We start from the raw sequence: 20582 nt of genomic DNA, 5'->3' as shown, positions 1-20582 counted from the left end.
GCTTCACTCCGAAAGCGCATTTTTTTCGCGTGCGCGCCGCTGGCGCAGCACATCCGCCACGAAGTTGCGCGACAGGGCGTGGTAGAGCGGCTCATTGGAAATAAGCCGCGCCGTACCGTAACCGAGCATCGAGGCGCACATCAGCGGAATGACATTGTTATGATTGCCGGTCATTTCGAGAATGATGACGAAAGCGGTCATCGGCGCCTGAACGACGCCGGCAAAATAACCGGCCATGCCGAGCACGGCGGCGAGGCTCGCGCTGGTGCCGAGCACAAGGCCGATTGTGCTGCCAAGTCCTGCGCCGACCGAGAGCGATGGCGCGAAAATACCGCCCGGAATGCCTGATATCATCGAGAGCAGACCGGCAACGAATTTTTCAACGAAGTAGAATGGCGGCAACGCCAATCCCTCGACCGCGCTGCGAGCCTGATCATAGCCGGTGCCGAAAGTCGAACCGCCCGAAGCGATGCCGATGATCGCAACCAATAGCCCGCAAATGCCGGCAAACAACACTGCGTTGCGCAGCGGAACTTTCTGCACATGGCGGCGCACGCGACGTCCGAGATCGAGCGCCAGCGCGCTGAAAGCCGCGCCGAAAGCGCCGCCGATCACGCCACAGGCGACCACCAGAACCCAGTCCTTGCCGGTCGTGGCCGTGATGGTTGTCATGCCGAAATAATTGTAGTTGCCGACCAGACCGAGCGAGGCGAGACCGGCTAGAATGACCGCCGACAGCACCAGTCCGTTGGTACGCGCCGCATAAGCGCGGCCCATTTCCTCAATCGCGAAAACAATCCCGGCAAGCGGCGTGTTGAAGGCCGCAGCGATACCGGCGGCTGATCCGGCGAGGATCAATCCGCGCGCCTGTTCCATGCCGCCGATCCGCGCCGATTGCAGCATGATCGACGCGCCGATCTGCACGGTGGGGCCTTCGCGCCCGATGGATGCACCGCAAAACAGGCCCACGACAGTGAGCACGATCTTGCCGATGGCAATCCGGATCGACAGAAGCATCGAGCGATCCTGATGGTCGTCGAGATGCCGCGCAGCGATGGCTTGCGGGATACCGCTGCCGCCGGAATTCGGGAACCAGGCGATGGCGATCCACGAACAGGCCATGAAGCCGAGCGGCGTGATGACAAGCGGTAGCCAGGCGCGCCAGAAGCTGCCCCCGGTGCCATCTGTCAGCGCCTTGAACCAGTTTTGTGCAATGTCGGCCGCCTCTGCAAAGCCGACGCTGATAATCCCGATGGCAAGCGCGCCGCACCAGAAAACGAGCCGCGGTTTCCAGAGTCGTGGCGACATCCACATCACTCTGGAACGACGGATCAATCGAACGCGCTTATACGACTTTCGCATTGTCTCCCCTCGGGGTGGGATTGAAATCGATTTGTGGTCTATCACGCTAATTCTTAGCGGTAACTGAAACTTGTAAGCAAAAGGCTTTCCATTTGGTCATAACCGTGTTACCAGCCGGTGCCAATTCAACCAAGTAAACCCTGATTGTCGCTGCTCCCGGACATATCCCGGAGAGGCGGCTTTTCTTATTCAAAGGAATTGGCAATGGCTAAAATCGTGGAATCGCCCACCGGTGCTCTCGCTCTCACATTTGACGATGTGCTTTTGCAGCCGGGCCATTCCGAAGTCATGCCGGGTCAGGTCGACCTGCGCACCCGCATCGCCAAGGATATCGAACTCAACCTGCCGCTTCTCTCCGCCGCCATGGACACGGTGACGGAATCGCGTCTCGCCATCGCCATGGCGCAGGCAGGCGGCATCGGCGTCATCCACCGCAATCTCACCCCGGAACGTCAGGCCGAAGAAGTTCGTCAGGTCAAGAAGTTCGAATCCGGCATGGTCGTCAATCCGGTGACCATCGGCCCGGATGCAACGCTGGCCGATGCGCAGGCGCTGATGAAGGCGCATGGCATTTCCGGCATTCCGGTCGTTGAAAACGCCACCAAGGGTCCGGGCCGTCTCGTCGGCATCCTGACCAACCGCGACGTGCGTTTCGCGTCGGACCCGGCACAGAAGATCCACGAACTGATGACCCGCGAAAACCTCATCACGGTTCGTGAGAATGTCAATCAGGACGAAGCCAAGCGCCTTCTGCACGCACATCGTATCGAAAAGCTGCTCGTCGTTGACGACAAAGGCCGCTGCGTCGGTCTTGTCACCGTCAAGGATATCGAAAAGTCGCAGCTCAACCCGAATGCCGCCAAGGATGCGCAGGGCCGTCTGCGCGCCGCTGCCGCCACGAGCGTTGGCGAAGACGGTTATGAACGCGCCGAACGCCTGATCGAAGCAGGCGTCGATCTTCTGGTTGTCGATACGGCGCATGGTCATTCGCAGCGTGTTCTCGATGCCGTCGCCCGCATCAAGAAGGCCTATCCGAATGTCGCCATTCTGGCTGGCAATGTCGCCACCGCAGGCGGCACGCAGGCATTGATCGATGCTGGCGCGGATGCCGTCAAGGTCGGTATCGGACCGGGCTCGATCTGCACCACGCGTATCGTTGCAGGTGTTGGCGTGCCGCAGCTTTCGGCCATCATGTCGGCAGTTGAAGTAGCCCACAAGCAGAACATTCCGGTCATCGCCGATGGCGGCATCAAGTTCTCGGGCGATTTTGCCAAGGCGCTTGCTGCCGGTGCTGTCGCTGCCATGGCTGGTTCGCTTCTGGCCGGTACGGAAGAAAGCCCGGGCGAGGTCTATCTGCATCAGGGCCGTTCGTTCAAATCCTATCGCGGTATGGGTTCGGTTGGCGCTATGGCGCGCGGTTCGGCAGACCGTTACTTCCAGGCGGAAGTGCGTGACGAACTGAAGCTCGTGCCGGAAGGCATCGAAGGTCAGGTTGCCTACAAGGGTCCGATCTCGGCTGTGCTGCACCAGCTCGCTGGCGGCTTGCGCGCCTCGATGGGCTATGTCGGCGCCAAGACGCTGGAAGAGTTCCGCGAAAAGGCAACCTTCGTGCGCATTTCCAATGCGGGCCTGCGTGAAAGCCATTCGCATGGCGTCGCCATCACCCGTGAAAGCCCGAACTATCCGGGCGGCATGTAAGATAAATTCGCTTCAATTGAAGCCGATGAAAGCCGGAGCCTCGTGCTCCGGCTTTTGTTTTGATTTGGCGATTGCCTTTTGCCTGTAAGGAAGGCTATGCCGTGAAAGCTAATTATTAAGGAGAAGCAATGCGGCTTGGTGGACGCCTGCAGGCGGCAATCGAGGTTCTGGGCGATATCGAAGCAGGCAAACGCCCGGCTTCCGATGTGCTGAAGGACTGGGGTTCCGCTCATCGTTTCGCAGGCGCGGGCGACCGCGCGGTGATCGGCAACATCGTCTATGACGCACTGCGCCGCAAGCTCTCCATCGCATGGCGCATGGACGCCGACGATGCGCGCGCGCTGGCCTTTGGCGCTTTGCTGGCCGATGGCGGCATGGATATTGCAGCCATCGACGCGGCACTGGATGGCGACAAGTTCGCGCCCGAAACGCTGGAACAGGCACGCCGCATCGCATGGGAAAACCGCGATACCGCTGCCGCACCCGATTATGTTCAGGCCGATGTGCCGGAATGGTGCGCCGCTTCGCTTCAGGAGCTTTTCGGTGAACGCTGGGTCGAGGAAGGCAAGGCGCTTGCCACCCGCCCGCCGGTCGATCTGCGCGTCAACAGCCTGAAAGCGAAGCCTGAACAGACGCTCACAGCCCTGGAAAAGGCTGGTGCGGCTCCCGCACCATTTCTGGCGCAGGCATTGCGCATTCCGCCGATTGAAGCGCTGGGTCGTCATCCGAATGTGCAGGGCGAACAGGCCTTTCTCGATGGCTGGTTCGAAGTGCAGGATTTGGGTTCACAGCTCGCTGCACTTTTTGCCGGAGCCAAACCCGGCGAGCAGGTTCTCGATTATTGCGCCGGTGCGGGCGGCAAGACGCTGGCACTAGCGGCAGCCATGCAGAACAAGGGTCAGGTGCACGCCTATGATGCGGAGCGTGCGCGCCTTTCGCCCATGCATGAGCGGTTGCAGCGGGCTGGCGTGCGCAACACGCAGGTGCATGGCAATCTGGATGCGCTTGACCCGCTTACGGGTCATATGGACCTTGTGCTGACCGATGCACCTTGCACCGGCTCCGGCACATGGCGGCGCAGGCCGGATGCGAAATGGCGTCTCAACGACCAGCAGCTCGAACGTCGGGTTCAGGACCAGCACGAAGTGCTCGAATCGGCCAAACATTATGTGAAGCCGGGCGGGCGTCTGGCCTATGTCACCTGTTCGCTGTTTGCAAAAGAAAACACGCGGCAGGTTGCGCGCTTTCTGGCCGACAATCCCGATTTCACGGAAATGCCCGCGCAAGCGTTGTGGCAGTCGGTTGTGACGGATGCCGATGGCTCAGAACCGGTATTTCCATCGCATGGCGGTGTGTTTTCCCCATTGTCCACCGGCACGGACGGGTTTTATGTAAGTGTGATGAAGAAAGCTTCTTAAATCGGGGAATAAATGTCAGCGCATCGCATAGCCGAACCGGATTTCAAGGAACGCGTCGAGGAGAGTTTCGGGCGGCAGGCCGCCATGAAACTGATCGGCGCAGAACTGACGCGATGCGAACCCGGAATTGTCGAAGTGGAAATGCCGTTCCGGGAGGAACTCACCCAGCAGCACGGCATTCTGCATGCGGGCATGATTTCCGCCGCACTCGATTCTGCCTGCGGCTATGCGGCGCTGACGCTGATGCCCGCCGAGGCGGCGGTGCTGACTATCGAATTCAAGGTCAATCTGCTGGCGCCCGGCAAGGGCGAACGCTTCCTGTTTCGCGGCGAGGTCACCAAGCCCGGCCGCACGATCATGGTTAGCGACGGGCAGGCTTTTGCCGTAACCGATACGGAAGTTCGTCTCATTGCCACAATGACAGGCACGATGATGGTCGTGCAGGATCGCAAAGGTTTGCAAGGATAGGGCTACAGGGATGTTGAAGACCGTTGCCGGAAGACGCCTGCTTTATGTGATGGCTGCCGACGCCGAATATGGGCGTCATCTGGCCAAGCTCTTCGATCCGCTGATGATCGGCGTCGGCCCGGTTGAGGCGGCGATCAACCTCTCCCGTGCATTGTTCCGCATGGAACGTGACGGCGAGCAGCCCGATCTCGTGGTCTCGCTCGGCTCGGCGGGTTCCGCGAAACTGCCGCAGGCGGAAGTGTTTCAGGTTTCCTCGGTTTCCTATCGCGACATGGACGCTTCGCCGCTTGGTTTCGAGAAGGGACTGACGCCATTTCTCGATCTGCCGAAGATGATCAAGCTGCCTTATCAGGTGGAAGGCCTCGCCAGCGCAACGCTGTCGACTGGCGCCAATGTGGTGTCCGGCAAGGTCTATGAAACCATCGACGCGGATATGGTGGATATGGAAACATTCGCCTGCCTGCGCGCCTGCCAGATTCATGGCGTGCCCTTATATGGTCTGCGCGGTATTTCCGATGGTGCGGACGAGCTGCATCATGTCGGCGACTGGACGCAATATCTGCATGTCATCGACGAGAAAATGGCTGTTGCGGTGGAAGAACTGGAAGCGGCGATTGCCGGTGGACTTTTGCCACCTCCTGACAATGGTGTGTCAGGATAGGCCTCATTCCTGTCACTGCGCTGTTGAGGGAAGCGCATATAATCCGTATATGCCCACCACATAAACATTGCATCCTCACCACTTTTTAAATAGATGCTGCACATGAGCACCACGGCACATCCTGACACAATCCTGATCATCGACTTTGGCAGCCAGGTCACGCAGCTGATTGCGCGACGTGTACGCGAAGCCAATGTCTATTGCGAAATCGTCCCGTTCCAGTCTGCGGAAGAGGCATTCAAGCGGTTGAAGCCGAAAGGCGTCATCCTCTCGGGCAGCCCGCATTCGACGACCGACATCGGCTCGCCGCGCGCGCCGCAGGCGGTCTTCGACCAGGGCATTCCGGTTCTTGGCATCTGCTACGGCGAACAGACCATGTGCGCCCAGCTGGGCGGCAAGGTTGAAAGCGGCCATGACCGCGAATTCGGTCGCGCCTTCCTCGACGTGCAGGAAGACAGCCCGCTTTTCGCTGGCATCTGGGCCAAGGGCACCCGCCATCAGGTCTGGATGAGCCATGGTGACCGCGTCACCTCGCTTCCTGACGGTTTCACCATCATCGGCACCTCGCCGAACGCACCTTTCGCGGCCATCGCCGATGAAAAGCGCAAATATTACGGCGTGCAGTTCCACCCGGAAGTCGTACATACGCCGGACGGCGCGAAGCTGTTGCAGAACTTCGTTCATCGCATTGTCGGCGTAAAGCCGGGCTGGACGATGGGCGCCTATCGTGAACAGGCCGTCGAGGCAATCCGCAAGCAGGTTGGCAGCGGCAAGGTTATCTGCGCGCTTTCCGGCGGTGTGGATTCGTCTGTTGCAGCGCTTCTGGCGCATGAAGCCATTGGCGACCAGCTGACCTGCATTCTTGTCGATCATGGTCTGATGCGCAAAAATGAAGCGCAACAGGTCGTGGAAATGTTCCGCGAACATTATAACCTTCCGCTGATCCTCGTGGATGCAGCCGACCGTTTCATCGGCGAGCTGGAAGGCGAAAGCGATCCGGAAAAGAAGCGCAAGACGATTGGCCGTCTCTTCATCGAAGTGTTCGAAGAAGAAGCCAAGAAGCTCGGCGGCGCGGATTTCCTCGTGCAGGGCACGCTTTATCCGGACGTCATCGAAAGCGTTTCGTTCACCGGCGGCCCTTCGGTCACGATCAAATCGCACCACAATGTGGGCGGTCTGCCCGAGCGCATGAAGATGCAGCTCGTTGAGCCGCTGCGCGAATTGTTCAAGGACGAAGTGCGTATGCTCGGCAAGGAACTCGGCCTGCCGGACAGCTTCATTGGCCGTCACCCGTTCCCGGGTCCGGGCCTTGCCATCCGCTGCCCGGGCGGCATCACCCGCGACAAGCTGGAAATCCTGCGCGAAGCCGATGCGATCTATCTCGACGAAATCCGCAAGGCTGGCCTCTATGATGCCATCTGGCAGGCTTTCGCCGTTCTGCTGCCGGTTCAGACCGTGGGCGTGATGGGCGATGGCCGCACCTACGAATTCGTCTGCGCACTGCGCGCGGTGACTTCGGTTGACGGCATGACGGCGGATTTCTACCACTACGACATGAACTTCCTTGGCAATGCGGCCACCCGCATCATCAACGAAGTCCGCGGCATCAACCGCGTCGTCTACGACGTGACCTCGAAGCCGCCCGGCACCATCGAGTGGGAATAATCCCGCAATAGTCCAAAACAAAACCGCCGGAGTTTTGAACTCCGGCGGTTTTGTTTTAATGGGCATAGAGCACATCCCGAAAAGTGTCAGCGGTTTTCGGATAAGATGTGCTCAAATAAAGACTGATCAGGGGTATTGCGCGCCGGTCACGGTGAGATAGACCGCATAAAGCGACTTCGTGGCCGCGATGAACAGGCGGTTGCGGCGTGGACCGCCGAAGGTCAGATTAGCGACCGTCTGCGGCGTCTTGATCTTGCCGAGAAGCGTGCCTTCCGGCGAGAAGCAATGCACGCCATCGCCCGCGCTGGTCCACAGATTGTCGTCCGTATCGAAGCGGAAGCCGTCCGGCAGGCCGTTGTCGATGGTGCAGAACACACTGCCGCCCGACAGGCGCTTGCCGCCATCCACAATGTCGAAGACGCGGATATGGCGCGGCGCATTCTCGTCGTGGCTATAGGCGCTGTCGGCAACATAGAGCTTGGTTTCGTCCGGCGAAAAGGCCAGTCCGTTCGGCTGGTGGAAGTCGGTGACGACGGCATCGATTTCACCGGTCTTCGGATCGAGACGGTAGACATTCCGCGATGGTTGCTCCGGGTCGGCCTTGTAGCCTTCATAATCCGCCAGAATGCCGTAGGTCGGGTCGGTGAACCACACGGTGCCATCCGAGCGCACGATGACATCGTTTGGCGCATTCAACTTCTTGCCCTGATAGCTATCGGCCAGCACGGTGATGCTGCCATCCGGCTCCGTGCGGGTGACGCGACGGCCGCCATGCTCGCAGGTGACGAGGCGTCCTTCGCGGTCCCGCGTATTGCCATTGGAGAAATTGGACGGGTTGCGGAACACTGAAACGCCGCCGCCGGTTTCGCCTTCAATTTCGCTTCCCGGCACCCAGCGCAGGATGCGCTGGTTCGGGATATCGCTCCACAGCAGGCAGTTCAGGTCGTTGAACCAGACCGGGCCTTCCGCCCAGCGGCAGCCGCTGTAAAGTTCGTCCAGATCGGCGCTCGGCACGATCATCTGCTTGAAACGTTCGTCGTGGATTTCGTAGATCGAAACAGTCTGAGACAAGGAAGATACTCCGAGAAATTTTAACGCTCTGCCCGACGGCTGCTGGCGAGGAAGATCACCGCGATGATGGTGAGGCCAGTCAGCACGAGGCGAACACCGGCGCCGAAGCCGTAGGTGTTGAGCATCGAGACTATGAGGAACATGAAGAGAGCGGCACCCCAAATACCAGGGATGTTGGAATCGCCGCCTGCAACCGCCGTACCGCCGATGATGACGACAGCAATCGACATCAGGAGATATTCCGCGCCCATGTTCAGCGCCGCGCCGCCCGAGAAACAGGCCAGCAGGAAGCCGCAGAGAGAGGCGAGCACCGCGCAGAGCAGATAGGTGACGAAGCGGGTGCCATCGACCGGAACGCCTGCCATGCGCGCTGCGAAGGGGTTCTGGCCGATTGCGGAAATCCAGCGTCCATAGATACTCTTTTTCAAAAGCACCCAGCCGATCAGCGAGAGGATCAGCGCCACGATGGCGACATTGGGAATGCCAAGCGTGGAGGATGTGGTGAATTGCGAAAGGCTTTCCGGCGGTTTCACGCGCAGGCCGCGATTGCTCCAGATGGCGGTCGACTGGATCAGGAAGCTCATCGACAGGGTGGCGATGATGGGCGGAATGCGCAGGAGCTTGATCAGCGCGTAGTTGCAGATGCCGATGGCAAGGCCGATCAGTATGGCGACGGCGAGGCCTGCCAGCACCATGCCGTCCTGCGTATCCATGAGCTTCAGCGCCAGTGTGGCGGCGAGCGTCATGTTGGCCGGGACCGACAGGTCGATATTGCCGGGTCCGAGCGTGATGACGAACATCTGGCCCAGCCCGACGATCACCGAAAAGGATGCGAAAGTGAAGGCTGCATGGGAAAGCCCGTGCGCGCCGGCACCTCCGGTGAACAGGATGGTGATGATCCACACCGCGGCGGTCGCGATAAACGACCATATCCACGGACGGCTGGTGAGTACAGACATGGCGTTCATTGCTTTTTCTCCCTCTTTTCGAGGCGGTTGAGGAAGAGGCGCAATGCCAGCACCACGATGAGAATGCCGCCCTGCGCGCCAATCTGCCAGTCCGGCGAAATGCGCATGAAGGAGAGGAACGAACCTGCAAGCGTCAGCGTCAGCGCGCCGATGACGGCGCCGATGGGGGAAACGCGTCCGCCGACGAATTCACCGCCGCCAAGAATGACGCCTGCGATGGACAGCAGCGTATAACGCAATGCGATATTGGCATCCGCCGAGGTGGTGAGGCCGACCAGTGCGATCCCGGCCAGCACCGCGAAGAAGGCGGCCAGCGCATAGGTTGCGGCGCGAATAGCGGTGACCGACCAGCCTGCGCGCTCGATGGAGCGGGTATTGCCGCCCGCGCCGCGCATCAGCACGCCGAAGGTCGAGCGCATGACGATGAAATGCGTAACGATGGCAATCACGATGCTGGCGACGATCGCCATGGGGATGAAAGGCGGCTTGGCCGTCATGATCCAGCGCGCCCAGTCCGGCGCCTGTCCACCCGGCGAGGGCAACAGCAACACGGCCAGACCGCCCCAAACGAAGCTCATGCCGAGCGTGACGACGATGGAAGGCAGATTGCGCAGATGGATGATTGCGCCAAGCGCCGCATAAGCAGCAATTGCGGCTGCGAGGATCAGCACACCGATAAGGGGAGCCGTGTTGAGGTAGGTCGCCGCAACGCAGACGACAAAGCTCACAAAGGTTCCCATCGAAAGGTCGAGATCGTTGACGGCCATGATCAGCATCTGGGCGATGGTCGCCAGAGCGATAGGCACTGCCAGATTGAACAGCAGGTTCAGCCCCGTATAGCTCATGGCGCGCGGCTGCATGTAGAAGACGGCGGCCAGCAGCAGGACCAGCGAGAATACTGGTGTCAGCAGGCGGATGGAGGAAGAGGAAAGGCGCATTATTCGTGACCTCCCTCAAAAGATGCTGCAAGCACGTTCTTTTCCGTAATGTCTTCGCCGGTCAGTTCCGCAACGATAGCGCCGTCGCGGAAAACATAGACGCGGTCACAAAGTTCGATTTCATCCATTTCGGTGGAGTACCAGACAAAGGTGCGTCCGTTTTCGGCTTCATGACGCAGGATTTCATAGACTTCCTGCTTGGTGCCGACATCGACGCCGCGCATCGGATCGTCCATCAAAATGGCGTTGGCGCTGGTTGCCAGCGCGCGGGCAAAAAGCACCTTCTGCTGGTTGCCACCCGAAAGCGACAGGATGCGGTTGCCCATATCCGGCGTGCGGATCTGGATGCGGTCTTTCCACTGGCCGCCAAGCGTGTCTTCGCGTTTCTGGTCAACGAGCTTTGCCGATGACAGCCGGTCCAGCGAGCCGATGGTGAGATTGTGCAGAATGCTCCACAGCGGGAAAGTACCGTTGAGGCTGCGGTCGCCTGCCACGAATGCGATTTCGCATGTGCGGGCCGGAACCCAGTTCGGCCGCCGCGCATAGTAAAGATCGAGCAGCATCTTGGTCTGCCCGTGTCCGGCCAGACCGGCGAGACCGATGACTTCGCCCTTGAATGCCTGAAACGGCTTGATGTCGCTGGCACGCTTGGCAAAAGACAGAACGGGCGTACCGCTTGCATAGGTCTTTGCAACGCGGCGCGCCGTCTTCTCGCGCTCGACGCTGCCCATAGCTTCAACGAGGCTGCGATTGGTGAAGTCGCTGGCCGCACGGTTGGCGACGACCTTGCCGTCCTTCATCACGACGATGCGGTCAGAAGTCGTGAGGATTTCGCCCAGCATATGCGAAATCAGGATAACGGAGCCTCCGGTGCCGACGAAACGGCGCACATAGGCCATCAGCTGCGCAGCAATGCCAGCGTCGAGCGAGGAGGTGGGTTCATCGAGAATGACAAGCTTTGGCGCAGTGCCCGGCGCGGTGAAGTTGATGGCGATTTCGACCATCTGGCGCTCGGCAATGGAAAGCTCATCGATAGTCGCGGCGCAGTCGATCTTGTGGCCGGGGAAAATCTCGTCGAGCTTTTTTGCAATCAGTTCGATGGCCTTGCCGCGCCAGCTCGCGCCGGTCAGGTCGCGCTGCATGATGCGGACATTTTCGGCAATGGTGAGGTTTGGAAACAGCGACAATTCCTGAAACACGCAGCGAATGCCATGCTTGCGTGCCGTTACCACGCCATGTCCCGCTTCGCCATGATAGGAAATGCTGCCCTCATGCGGGGAAAGCCCGCCATTGATGACATTGACGATGGTGGATTTGCCAGCGCCATTATGGCCGACCAGCCCCACACATTCGCCTTCGCGGATCACGAGTTCGGCGCCATCCAGTGCTTTTACCGCACCGAACTGCACGCGAATATTGCGCGCGGCGACGACCTCCTGTTTCTCTGCTGTTTCTGTCATACACTCAACTAACGATTGGACGTTTCCGGCGAAGCCAGCAAAGGGCTTGGCCGTCGGAAAGGCGTCAAAGTAAAGGGACAAAGAAGGGGCGAGGATGAACTCGCCCCTCATATTTTGGGCCGATCCGCTTATTTCGCGGCGTCGATGACCTTCTGCGCGTCTTCAAGCGCATATTCGACATTGGCAACGCCACCCTTCTGGGTGTTGGCCAGATCCTTGTCGAGCGATTCCTGGCTGACGCTGAGGAATGGAACGACGAGGTCTTTCTTCACTTCCTTGCCGTCGAGAATCTGCTGTGCGACCCAGAAAGCCAGCGTGGACACGCCCGGTGCAATCGAAACCGACATGGTTTCGTAGCCGTTGGCGTCCTTCTGCTGCTTCCACCACTGCAGTTCGTCTTCACGGTTGCCCATGATGATGGTTGGCGTTTCGCGCTTGGCGGCAGCGAAAGCCTGTGCAGCGCCGTAGCCGTCGCCGCCCTGCGTTACAACAGCGTCGACTTTCGGCAGGCTTGGCAGGATACCGGCAACCGCACGCTGCGCAACGTCGGCAGCCCAGTCACCGTTGACCGAACCGACAACCTTGAACTTCGGATGCTTCTTCACGCCTTCTTCGATACCGGCATGAATATTGTCATCGACCGAAACGCCGGCGAGGCCGCGGATTTCAAGCAGGTTGCCGCCATCGGGGTAACGCTTTGCGAGATAATCGATCTGGCCTTCGCCCATGGCCTTGAAATCGACTGCGATGCGCCATGCGCAAGGCTCGGTGACAATGCCGTCGAAGGAAACGACGGTGATGCCTGCATCGCAGGCTTCCTTGACGGCACCGTTCAGAGCGGTCGGCGAAGCGGCGTTGATGACGATGGCGTCATAGCCCTGCAAGATCATGTTCTGGATCTGGGCAGCCTGTTCCGTCGCCTGATTTTCAGCGGTCGTGAACGGGTCGGCAGCGGCCACCACGCCAGCCTTCACGGCTTCCTTGGTGATCTTGTCCCAGCTTTGCAGCATGGCCTGACGCCAGGAATTGCCTGCATAGTTGTTCGAGAATGCAATCTTCTTCGACGAAGTGTCGGCAAGCGCGCTGCCTGCCGCGAGAACGCCTGCCAGTGCCGCAGACGCAAAAAGGATTTTCCCAAGCTTCATTCTTTCCTCCCGGTTGCAAATATTCCGCCCCGCAGCGCCCCGGCGCTTCGGTTCGTTCAAACTCGAAATTGGTGCGAAGCCTCCCGCACCGCCGCTCCTCAACGGCACCAACCGCAATTGACGTGATTTCACTCTTGTCTTGCGGGCAATTTTCTGGTGAAGCGAAGATGGAAGAAGCGGCGCGGTCTGTGAAGGCCGAATGCAGCAACTGAGCTGCGGGTTCCCGCAGCAAAATTGCGGTTTCCCGCAAGACGCGCCACGGAGAACGCGGCGTATCATAGGTCTCGCACAGATGAGCGTAACTTGCGTTTGGAGGAGAAACGCTTGGCCGAACTCGCGCCCAGACAGCAGGATAGCAAGCACGATCACGGGCAGGCCGAAAGCCTTCTGGATCACTACCTGAATATTTCCCGGCTTTTGGCGGGGCAGCTCGATTTCGATTCCATCATTCAGGCGGTGGCGGCCGAGATTGCCTGCATCCTGCCCTATGATCATCTCGACGTCTGCATCAAGATGCTCGATGGCAAGTTCCACATTGCCTATGAGGCCGGTATTGCGACCGCCTGGAGCCGCAATCCGCCAGCGCTTCTGTCCGGCAGTCCGATCCGCACCTTGCTGTCCGGCGAGGCGGGATATCTCCTGACCGACGATGCGCGCGTTGATCCGCGCTTTCACTTCGAAGGCTCTTTTTCAAGCCCGATCATCGAGCACGATCTCAAGGGCCGGGTCCATGTTCCGCTGAAAGCGCAGGGCGATATTATCGGCGCACTGAGCTGTTCCAGCCTGACGCCTACCTGCTATTCCATGCGCGATGTGGAGAACGGGCAGTCGATCGCCGATCTTCTCGCGCCTTACTTTTTCGCCATTCGCGCCGCCGAGCAGGCCAAGCGTTCGGCCATTGTGGAAACGGAAGCCCGCGCCCGCGAGGAGGGCTTGCGATCCGGCGCACTGAAACTGACCGAGGCATTGGAGACGGAACGGCACCGCATCGGCATGGATTTGCATGACCAGACGCTGGCCGATCTGACCCGGCTTGCTCGCCACGTCGAGCGGCTCACTCGTGCGCCGGATCTTTCCGGTGAACAGCTGGAGCCACTGTTTCGCGGGCTCCAGCATTGTATGCGCGATCTGCGGCAGATCATCGAGGAGGCCAAGCCCTCCATTCTCCAGCTATTCGGTTTCGTTCAGGCCACGGAAAACCATCTCGACCGTTCGGTGCGCGACAGCGATGCGGCGATTGAATGGACGCTGGATGACCAGAGCTACGGCATGGCCGACAGGCTGGAAGAAACGGTTGCGACATCGTTGTTTCGCATTGTTCAGGAAGCGATCAACAATGTCATCCGCCATGCCCATGCCAGCGAATTGCGGGTGAAGCTGAGCGACCGGGGCGGGCGGCTTCTGGTGGAAGTGATCGATAACGGTATCGGCACCGACCGGCCAGCCCAGCGTCCCGGTTCGGCTGCCGAACTGACGCCGGAACTCACACTAGGCCATGGCATCGACAATATGCGTACCCGTGCGCGGCTGATTTCAGCAGGCTTCGCCATCCGAAAAAATGCGACAGGCCCGGGAACCAGTGTAACGGTGCTTTTGCCGCCGGAAATGTGCAAACCGATGAATGGAGAGAGCGATGCAGGTTCTGATCGTTGAGGATGACCCGCTGCATCGCACTTATCTGGGCGAGGCGGTACGGGCAGCACTGCCGGAATGCAGCGATATATTCGAGGCCGGAAACGGGTCGGCGGGTGAGAAACTGGCGCGCCAGCATCGCGACGCGCATATCGTGATGGATTTGCAGATGAACGGTCGCAATGGCATCGAGGCGGCGCGCACCATCTGGAAGGAAAACCCCGAAACCCGGATCCTGTTCTGGTCGAACTATGCCGATGAGGCCTATGTGCGCGGTGTGTCGCGCATCGTGCCGGAAGGTGCGGCCTATGGCTATGTGCTGAAATCGGCTTCCGACGACAAGCTGCGGCTGGCGCTGCGCAGCATTTTCGTCGAGGCGCAATGCGTCGTCGACCGGGAAGTGCGCGGTCTGCAGCAGAAGAGCCTCAGCCATGCCAGCGGCTTTACCGAGAGCGAATATGAAATCCTGATTGATATCGCGCTGGGCCTGACGGACAAGATGATTGCGCGCCGCCGTAATCTGTCGCTGCGCAGCGTTCAGAACCGTTTGCAGCAGCTTTACGAAAAGCTCGGCGTTTATCAGGAAAAAAGCGATACCGACGAGGGGCGGTTCAATTTTCGCGCCCGCGCCGTGACCGTGGCGCTGTTGCGCAAATTGTTGAATTACAGCGCGCTGGAGCGTGCGGAAGCCGAGCTCAACGAATGGCTGAGCCGGCAATCCGCTTAGAGCGGTTCCTGTTTAACGGAATTGTCGGAACCGCTCTATCCATTTGTTTTTACGCATTATCCTACGCAAAACCGCTTCGCACTTTTGCTGGAAATGCTCTAGCCCTCACGTCCAGAAATAACGCACGAAGTGAAAGAACACCGGCGCTGAAAAGACGAGGCTGTCGGCACGGTCGAGCATGCCGCCATGGCCCTCGATCATGTGGCCCCAATCCTTGACGCCCCGGTCGCGCTTGATGGCCGAGGCCACCAGCCCGCCAAAAAAGCCCATGACGCAAGAGACCGCCGCCAGTGCACCCGCCTGAAGCGGTGAGAAAGGCGTAAGCCAGGCAAGTCCTGCGCCCAGCAGCGATGCACTGGCCACGCCGCCGACAAAGCCTTCCCAGGTTTTCGAGGGCGAGATATTTGGCGCGATGCGATGCTTGCCGAACAGTTTGCCGAACACATATTGCAGCACGTCGCTACCCTGCACAGTTGCGACCAGAAAGGCGATCAGCAGCAGTTTTTCGCTGTCATAGCCAGGGATATCCAGCGTCATCAGCGCCGGAACATGGCTGATGCAATAGACCGACAGCATGATGCCCCATTGCTGTTCGCTGATGCGTTCGAGAAAGCGGGACGTATCGCCGGAAAGGGCGGTCAGCACCGGCATGGCGAGGAAGCAATAGACCGGGATGAAGATCGAATAGAGCCCATACCATTCGATCCAGATCAGATAATATTGCACCGGAATGACCAGCAGAAACATGCCGAGCAGGATGCGATGATCGCTGCGGCGGGTCTGGGTCAGCGTCACATATTCGCGCAGCGATGCGAAGGATACGAGCGCGAACAGAATGATGACGCCGCCTTTGCCGAACAGGAAGGCGATGCACATGGCCGCGACCATGATCCACCATGCCTTGATACGGGCATTGAGGTTGACCAGTGTGGATGAAAGCGGCTTCGGCGCGCGCCAGGACAGAATGGCTGCGACGAGGCTTGCTGTTCCCAGAACGCCTATGAGGCCGATGAATAATTGGGTTGTTTCGCTCATGGGCGGTTCCCGTTTCTGGGCTGTATATCGAGAAGTTGCTGGCGGGCTCGCGTCAGAAATTCCTTGCGGTCCTCGCCGTCGCCAAGTTGCACCGGCGCACCGAAGACGACGCGGCACAGCAGCGGCACCGGCAGGGCGGCGCCCTTCGGCAGCACCCGCGACATGTTCTCGATCCAGCAGGGGACGAACTCGACATCGGGCCGCGCCAGCGCGAGATTGTAGAGACCGGAGCGAAAACGCAGCAGCGGCTCGTCCGTCATGTTGCGGGTGCCTTCCGGGAAGATGATCAGCGAATGCCCATCGGCCAGCGCGGTCAGCATCACTTCCATCGGGTCTTGCGTGCGCTCCACCCAGTTCCGTTCAACCAGAACCGTGCGCAGCAGCACTTCGGCCATGAATTGCCGCACGCGATTGGCGCGCCAATAGTCTGCGCCCGCCACGGCGCGGGTGCGCGCCCGTTCTTCCTGATTGAGACAGGAGGCGAGCAGGATGAAATCGCCATGGCTGGTGTGGTTGGCATAATAGATGCGCTGGTTGCGCGATGGCCCCGTGCCGCTCCAGATCGGTCGCACGCCGGTGATGCCGCGTGACAGGATGGCGAGCAACGAGCCGAACAAAGATTGCACCTGATGACGAATGATGGTGCGCATGTCAGAACTCCGCGCCCGGCGGCAAAAGCGCGAGCAGGCTGAACAGGACGATAGCCAGTCCGAGAAAAAGATGGAGACGCCGGGCAACCCCGCGCGATCCCGCAATGCGGTCCGAGAGCGGGCGCACGGTCGGTTGTTTGGCACGCAGGCCCATTCGTTCCAGAATGGAATCGACCTCCGCAAGGGCTGCCTTTTCATCGTCGCCAGCGGCGATCATTCGAAACAAGGCGGCGTCGAACAGAAGATGAGCGGCAATGCCCAGCGCAATCAGGGTGCTTGCCAGTAGCGCCGGCCAGATCAGCCAGAAGGCAAGGTCGTGCTGCGCGCGCACAAACGGCGCGACACCGATCAGAACAATCGCGATGCCAAGCCCAATAAAGGCGTGGTTGCGCAGGGCTTTGGCGCTATGTGCGGCTTGAGAGGTCATTCCCGCACCTCATGCGAGTGCAGGCGGAGCGGCCAGCCCTTGGCGCGGATGAGGTTTTCGGCCTCACGGGCGCTGGTCGCATGTCCGGATTGCACCAGCCAGTCGACGGCGACCGTAGCGCTTCGCTGGAAACCAAGCGCACAGCAGATCAGGACCGGGCCTGTATGACGGGCGGCCTCGACAGCATCGGCTGCGAGCCGAACCTTTTCCGGTGACGGCGGCAGCAGGTCCATGGCACAGAAGCTCTTCCAGTCTTCCACACCTCGCGGGGCGACCATTTCGGCGGCGAGATCAATGACGGTCGTGAAGGCGTGGGCTTCGCTTTTCGAGGGGAAGCGACCGAGAAACACAGTGTCGGTCAAAGCAACATTGGGCGACAGTTTCCGTGTCCAGAAACGGATATTGATGCGCGCAAACAGCCGGTAGGGTGCGAGCAGCCAGCGGCTTGCGAGGCTGACCGTGCCGTCTGTCCGCTTCTGGAAAACGTCGGGACCGGCACCGAAATAGCCTGCCGCCACGATGGCGAGAGCAAGGGCTGGCCAGAACCAGAAAATCGCATAGCCCGTCAGGCTGAGACCATGGATGCCAAGCGCGAGCAACAAAAGCGCGCCCGCCAGATAATAACTGCCGAGACGCCGTGCTTTTGCATTGTCAGTCAGATGAAACCCGGCAAGCGGCGAAGAGCCGGTGCGCGGAAACAGCCAGAGCACGAAAAATCCAAGCAATGCACCCGCCGGAATATCGACCGCATGGTGCTGATAGGTCGTCAGCACCGACAGGCCGATCAGCAGGCACCAGATATGCCAGACGATACGGACGCCGCTGCTCATGATGCGGCGCATCTGGTCCCAGATGACGATCAACAGTGCGATATGCAGCGAAGGCGCCTGATTGAACGGCTTGTCGAAACCGCCCAGCACATCAAACATGAAGCCCGGCAGCCCTGACGTCTCGGGCTTCACAAAAGTCGCGGTCAGCGGAAATGCAACGAAGCAGATGACGGCGATGATCTGCGCTGTCAGATAGCGTTTTGCCAGACGGCCCACCTGATCCGGGCTTTCATTGACGAAAAGCGCAATGGCGTAGAACAGGTTGACCGACCAGTAGGGCACGATGCTCCAGGCGATGAACGGCACGCGGCTTTCCCAGCCAAGCGCCAGATTGGGAACGTCTCCGCGCAGCGAAGCGAGCCAGTTGGCGGTGCCATAGGTCAGGTAGAAAAAGGGACCGAGAAACAACAGCCACAGAATGGCGCGCCGGATGACCGGCCGTCGCGATGAACCGTCGATTCCCCCCAATGCTGCTGTCACGCGTCCGGTTCTCCGATGCGCTCGGCGATTGAAACGGTGAAAATGCCCCATTGGTCAACGCGCTGTTCCAGCTTGCGATAACCGGCCTTTTCCACCAGCTGATCCATTTCGCCCTGCGTGCGGCGGCGCATGATCCACGCCTCGCCGCCACGATGCGAGGTCAGCGCACGGGCGATCATTTCAAGCTGCGGATGCCATGGCTGGTTGGTGTAAATCAGGAGAGAGCCGGGCTTTTGCGCACGCGCCAGTCCCGATAGCGAACGGTCGATAAGCGCATTGTCGGCAAAAAGCTCATAGAGGCCCGACACGATTGCCAGATTTGGCCGGGGGTCGACGGTGGCGAGGCTTTCCGCATCGAAGGCATCGCCTTCTTCCATATGGGCAATGGCTTCCAGCCCGCGATCGGCAATCAGCTTGCGTCCGGCAACCACATTGATCGGCGAATAATCGCGCAGATGAATGCTGTCGGGCATGATGCCCGCACGCGCCACCGCATCAATCACATAGCGACCATGGCCGCAGGCAATATCGAGGATATTGGTGGGGCGGCCTTCGCTTTTGAGACGAGCAAGCGCCTTGCCGATCAGCTCTTCCAGATGCACCTTGCGCTGGCGGATGCCGCGCCAGCCAATGGCGTCGAGGAACTGCCTGTCGATTAGTTTGCCGCCCGGGCCGAACCCGCGTGTCTCGTTTTCATAGACATAATCGAGCGTCGAGCCGGAATCGAAACCGGTGCGTTGCCCCACCTTCAGCCCTTCGGAGAAAAGCGCGCCAAAGGCGATGGAGGAGCGGGTTGAAGCCCAGTATAGCCCGCGCGGCGACAACAGCGGCAACGGGCTTGAAAGCCTGTCGGCTTCGTCGCGGGTATAGCCCGCAATATGCGCTTCGGTCAGGTCGGCGCGCTGCGGCTCTTCGGCAAAGCGCTGGTCGATGAAGGTCTTGATCTTGTCGATGGCCTGCTTTCGGTCCTTCTCGCCCAGCGTATCGTGATAGAAGCCCTTCAGCACATGCCGCTCCTTGATGCGGCTGCCGAGATTTTCAAAGAAGCGATGCTGTGGCGTGGGGCGCACCACGAAATCGCTGCCGGAAATCAGAAGCTGCGTCGGCACGGTGATGGCGCGTGCGTCGTCCACCACGCGCTTCGCCGCTTCATGAAGCTGCAGCAGAATATGCGAGGCGATGGGGCGGGTGATCAGCGGGTCGGTGCGATAGGATTCGATCCGCTCGGGATCATGGGTCAAAAACTGCGGCTTGACGTAGGAATTGACGTAGAACGTGCCTTTCAGCTTCTGCCAAAGCGCAATGCCTTCCTTGGCGAACGGCACATAGAGCTTGATGTCGAAGGCAGGCGAGGCCAGCACCAGCGCGCGAATATTCGGCGCATAGTCATGCACCCATGCGGCGGCAAGCACCGCGCCCACGCTCTGCGCGACAATGGCGACATCTTCAATGGCAGCGCCGGTTTCTTCGCGTATATGCGCGACAAAGCTGTCGAGATCGTGGATTGAAGCGCCGAAGGACGGTGAGAAGCCGCGTTCGCCGGGCGAACGTCCGTGGCCGCGTGCATCCCAGGCATAAAAGGCGAAATCATCGAGGCCGAGTTCATCGACCAGATGCGCGACGCGCCCGCTATGTTCGTGGCCGCGATGCAACAGGACGATCACGCCTTTCGGGCGGACCGAGGCTGCGGGCCAGACACGATAGAACAGCGATGTACCGTCATGGGTTGTAAACTGGGCTTCTGTCGCTTCGCGATGTGCCGTCTTGTGCGTCGGCATTTCAGCGTGCTGGCTCATCCGGTTCCTCCCCAATTGCCTAGAGCGCTTTTTGATCTGATTGGATCAGATCGGCGCTCTAGTTCCCTATTTTAACGCGCATCTTTTCCGAAAACCGTTTCACACTTTTCGGGATGCGCTCTAAGCTGCCCGCACTCAATTAACCCCAATT

Annotated in this window: 18 protein-coding genes; 7 read left to right on the top strand and 11 right to left on the bottom strand. The window is 59.8% G+C overall.

From position 1 onward, the window contains the following. Positions 1 to 3 precede the first annotated feature (3 nt). Complete coding sequence (locus tag ACTJKP_RS14310; RefSeq protein ID WP_440631108.1) at positions 4 to 1362, bottom strand: chloride channel protein; 1359 nt, start codon at positions 1360 to 1362, stop codon at positions 4 to 6. Positions 1363 to 1566: 204 nt separating this feature from the next. Here ACTJKP_RS14310 and guaB point away from each other — a divergent pair, with 204 nt between their 5' ends. From guaB to guaA, 5 genes are all read left to right on the top strand, one after another. Further along, a complete protein-coding gene (gene guaB / locus ACTJKP_RS14305; protein WP_078338161.1) occupies positions 1567 to 3060 on the top strand; it encodes an IMP dehydrogenase in 1494 nt (497 codons plus the stop codon). A 128-nt stretch (positions 3061 to 3188) separates the two neighbouring features. Further along, a complete protein-coding gene (locus ACTJKP_RS14300) occupies positions 3189 to 4478 on the top strand; it encodes an RsmB/NOP family class I SAM-dependent RNA methyltransferase (RefSeq protein ID WP_440631107.1) in 1290 nt (429 codons plus the stop codon). 12 nt (positions 4479 to 4490) lie between these two features. Continuing rightward, positions 4491 to 4946: a PaaI family thioesterase gene (locus ACTJKP_RS14295; RefSeq protein ID WP_078338159.1), complete on the top strand. Its 456-nt coding sequence runs from the start codon at positions 4491 to 4493 to the stop codon at positions 4944 to 4946. 10 nt (positions 4947 to 4956) lie between these two features. Then, a complete protein-coding gene (locus ACTJKP_RS14290) occupies positions 4957 to 5607 on the top strand; it encodes a 5'-methylthioadenosine/S-adenosylhomocysteine nucleosidase (RefSeq protein ID WP_078338158.1) in 651 nt (216 codons plus the stop codon). A 102-nt stretch (positions 5608 to 5709) separates the two neighbouring features. After that, entirely contained in the window at positions 5710 to 7272 is a 1563-nt protein-coding gene (gene guaA, locus ACTJKP_RS14285; RefSeq protein WP_105545266.1) for a glutamine-hydrolyzing GMP synthase, read from the top strand. A 126-nt stretch (positions 7273 to 7398) separates the two neighbouring features. Here the strand turns inward: guaA and ACTJKP_RS14280 are convergent, their stop codons facing one another. From ACTJKP_RS14280 to ACTJKP_RS14260, 5 genes are all read right to left on the bottom strand, one after another. Next, complete coding sequence (locus ACTJKP_RS14280) at positions 7399 to 8292, bottom strand: SMP-30/gluconolactonase/LRE family protein (RefSeq protein WP_440631211.1); 894 nt, start codon at positions 8290 to 8292, stop codon at positions 7399 to 7401. Between the two features lie 71 nt (positions 8293 to 8363). Continuing rightward, complete coding sequence (locus tag ACTJKP_RS14275) at positions 8364 to 9311, bottom strand: ABC transporter permease (protein WP_078338157.1); 948 nt, start codon at positions 9309 to 9311, stop codon at positions 8364 to 8366. After that, entirely contained in the window at positions 9308 to 10249 is a 942-nt protein-coding gene (locus ACTJKP_RS14270) for an ABC transporter permease (protein ID WP_138786226.1), read from the bottom strand. Before ACTJKP_RS14270 ends, ACTJKP_RS14275 begins: the two co-directional genes overlap by 4 nt. Continuing rightward, positions 10249 to 11709, bottom strand: coding sequence for a sugar ABC transporter ATP-binding protein (locus ACTJKP_RS14265; RefSeq protein ID WP_440631106.1), 1461 nt, complete (start codon positions 11707 to 11709; stop codon positions 10249 to 10251). Before ACTJKP_RS14265 ends, ACTJKP_RS14270 begins: the two co-directional genes overlap by 1 nt. 128 nt (positions 11710 to 11837) lie before the next feature. Continuing rightward, entirely contained in the window at positions 11838 to 12854 is a 1017-nt protein-coding gene (locus tag ACTJKP_RS14260) for an ABC transporter substrate-binding protein (RefSeq protein WP_078338154.1), read from the bottom strand. A gap of 324 nt (positions 12855 to 13178) precedes the next feature. Between ACTJKP_RS14260 and ACTJKP_RS14255 the strand changes: the two genes are divergently transcribed. Together ACTJKP_RS14255 and ACTJKP_RS14250 are read left to right on the top strand one after the other, a co-directional pair. After that, positions 13179 to 14507, top strand: a complete 1329-nt coding sequence (locus ACTJKP_RS14255; RefSeq protein ID WP_440631105.1) for a GAF domain-containing sensor histidine kinase — start codon at positions 13179 to 13181, stop codon at positions 14505 to 14507. Next, the gene (locus ACTJKP_RS14250) at positions 14488 to 15213 is read left to right on the top strand and encodes a response regulator transcription factor (RefSeq protein WP_078338152.1); all 726 of its coding nucleotides are present in this window, start codon (positions 14488 to 14490) and stop codon (positions 15211 to 15213) included. The genes ACTJKP_RS14255 and ACTJKP_RS14250 overlap by 20 nt, the downstream gene beginning before the upstream one ends. Before the next feature lie 105 nt (positions 15214 to 15318). Here ACTJKP_RS14250 and ACTJKP_RS14245 read toward each other — a convergent pair whose 3' ends face one another. From ACTJKP_RS14245 to ACTJKP_RS14225, 5 genes are read right to left on the bottom strand one after another with little or no spacing between them, the layout of a single operon-like run. Continuing rightward, on the bottom strand, positions 15319 to 16248 hold the full coding sequence (locus ACTJKP_RS14245; protein WP_151589981.1) for a phosphatidate cytidylyltransferase: 930 nt from the start codon (positions 16246 to 16248) through the stop codon (positions 15319 to 15321). After that, a complete protein-coding gene (locus ACTJKP_RS14240; protein WP_151589983.1) occupies positions 16245 to 16898 on the bottom strand; it encodes a lysophospholipid acyltransferase family protein in 654 nt (217 codons plus the stop codon). The genes ACTJKP_RS14245 and ACTJKP_RS14240 overlap by 4 nt, the downstream gene beginning before the upstream one ends. Position 16899: 1 nt before the next feature. Next, complete coding sequence (locus ACTJKP_RS14235) at positions 16900 to 17325, bottom strand: hypothetical protein (RefSeq protein WP_440631104.1); 426 nt, start codon at positions 17323 to 17325, stop codon at positions 16900 to 16902. After that, positions 17322 to 18635, bottom strand: a complete 1314-nt coding sequence (locus tag ACTJKP_RS14230) for a phosphatase PAP2/dual specificity phosphatase family protein (RefSeq protein WP_440631103.1) — start codon at positions 18633 to 18635, stop codon at positions 17322 to 17324. Before ACTJKP_RS14230 ends, ACTJKP_RS14235 begins: the two co-directional genes overlap by 4 nt. Further along, positions 18632 to 20413, bottom strand: coding sequence for a bifunctional alpha/beta hydrolase/class I SAM-dependent methyltransferase (locus tag ACTJKP_RS14225; RefSeq protein ID WP_440631210.1), 1782 nt, complete (start codon positions 20411 to 20413; stop codon positions 18632 to 18634). Before ACTJKP_RS14225 ends, ACTJKP_RS14230 begins: the two co-directional genes overlap by 4 nt. Positions 20414 to 20582: the final 169 nt, after the last annotated feature.

This window comes from Brucella sp. 22210 (assembly GCF_052045675.1).
Taxonomy (GTDB): Bacteria; Pseudomonadota; Alphaproteobacteria; order Rhizobiales; family Rhizobiaceae; genus Brucella.
The sequence above is the reverse complement of the archived record's forward strand: the minus strand, read 5'-3'. Positions and strand labels throughout refer to the sequence as shown.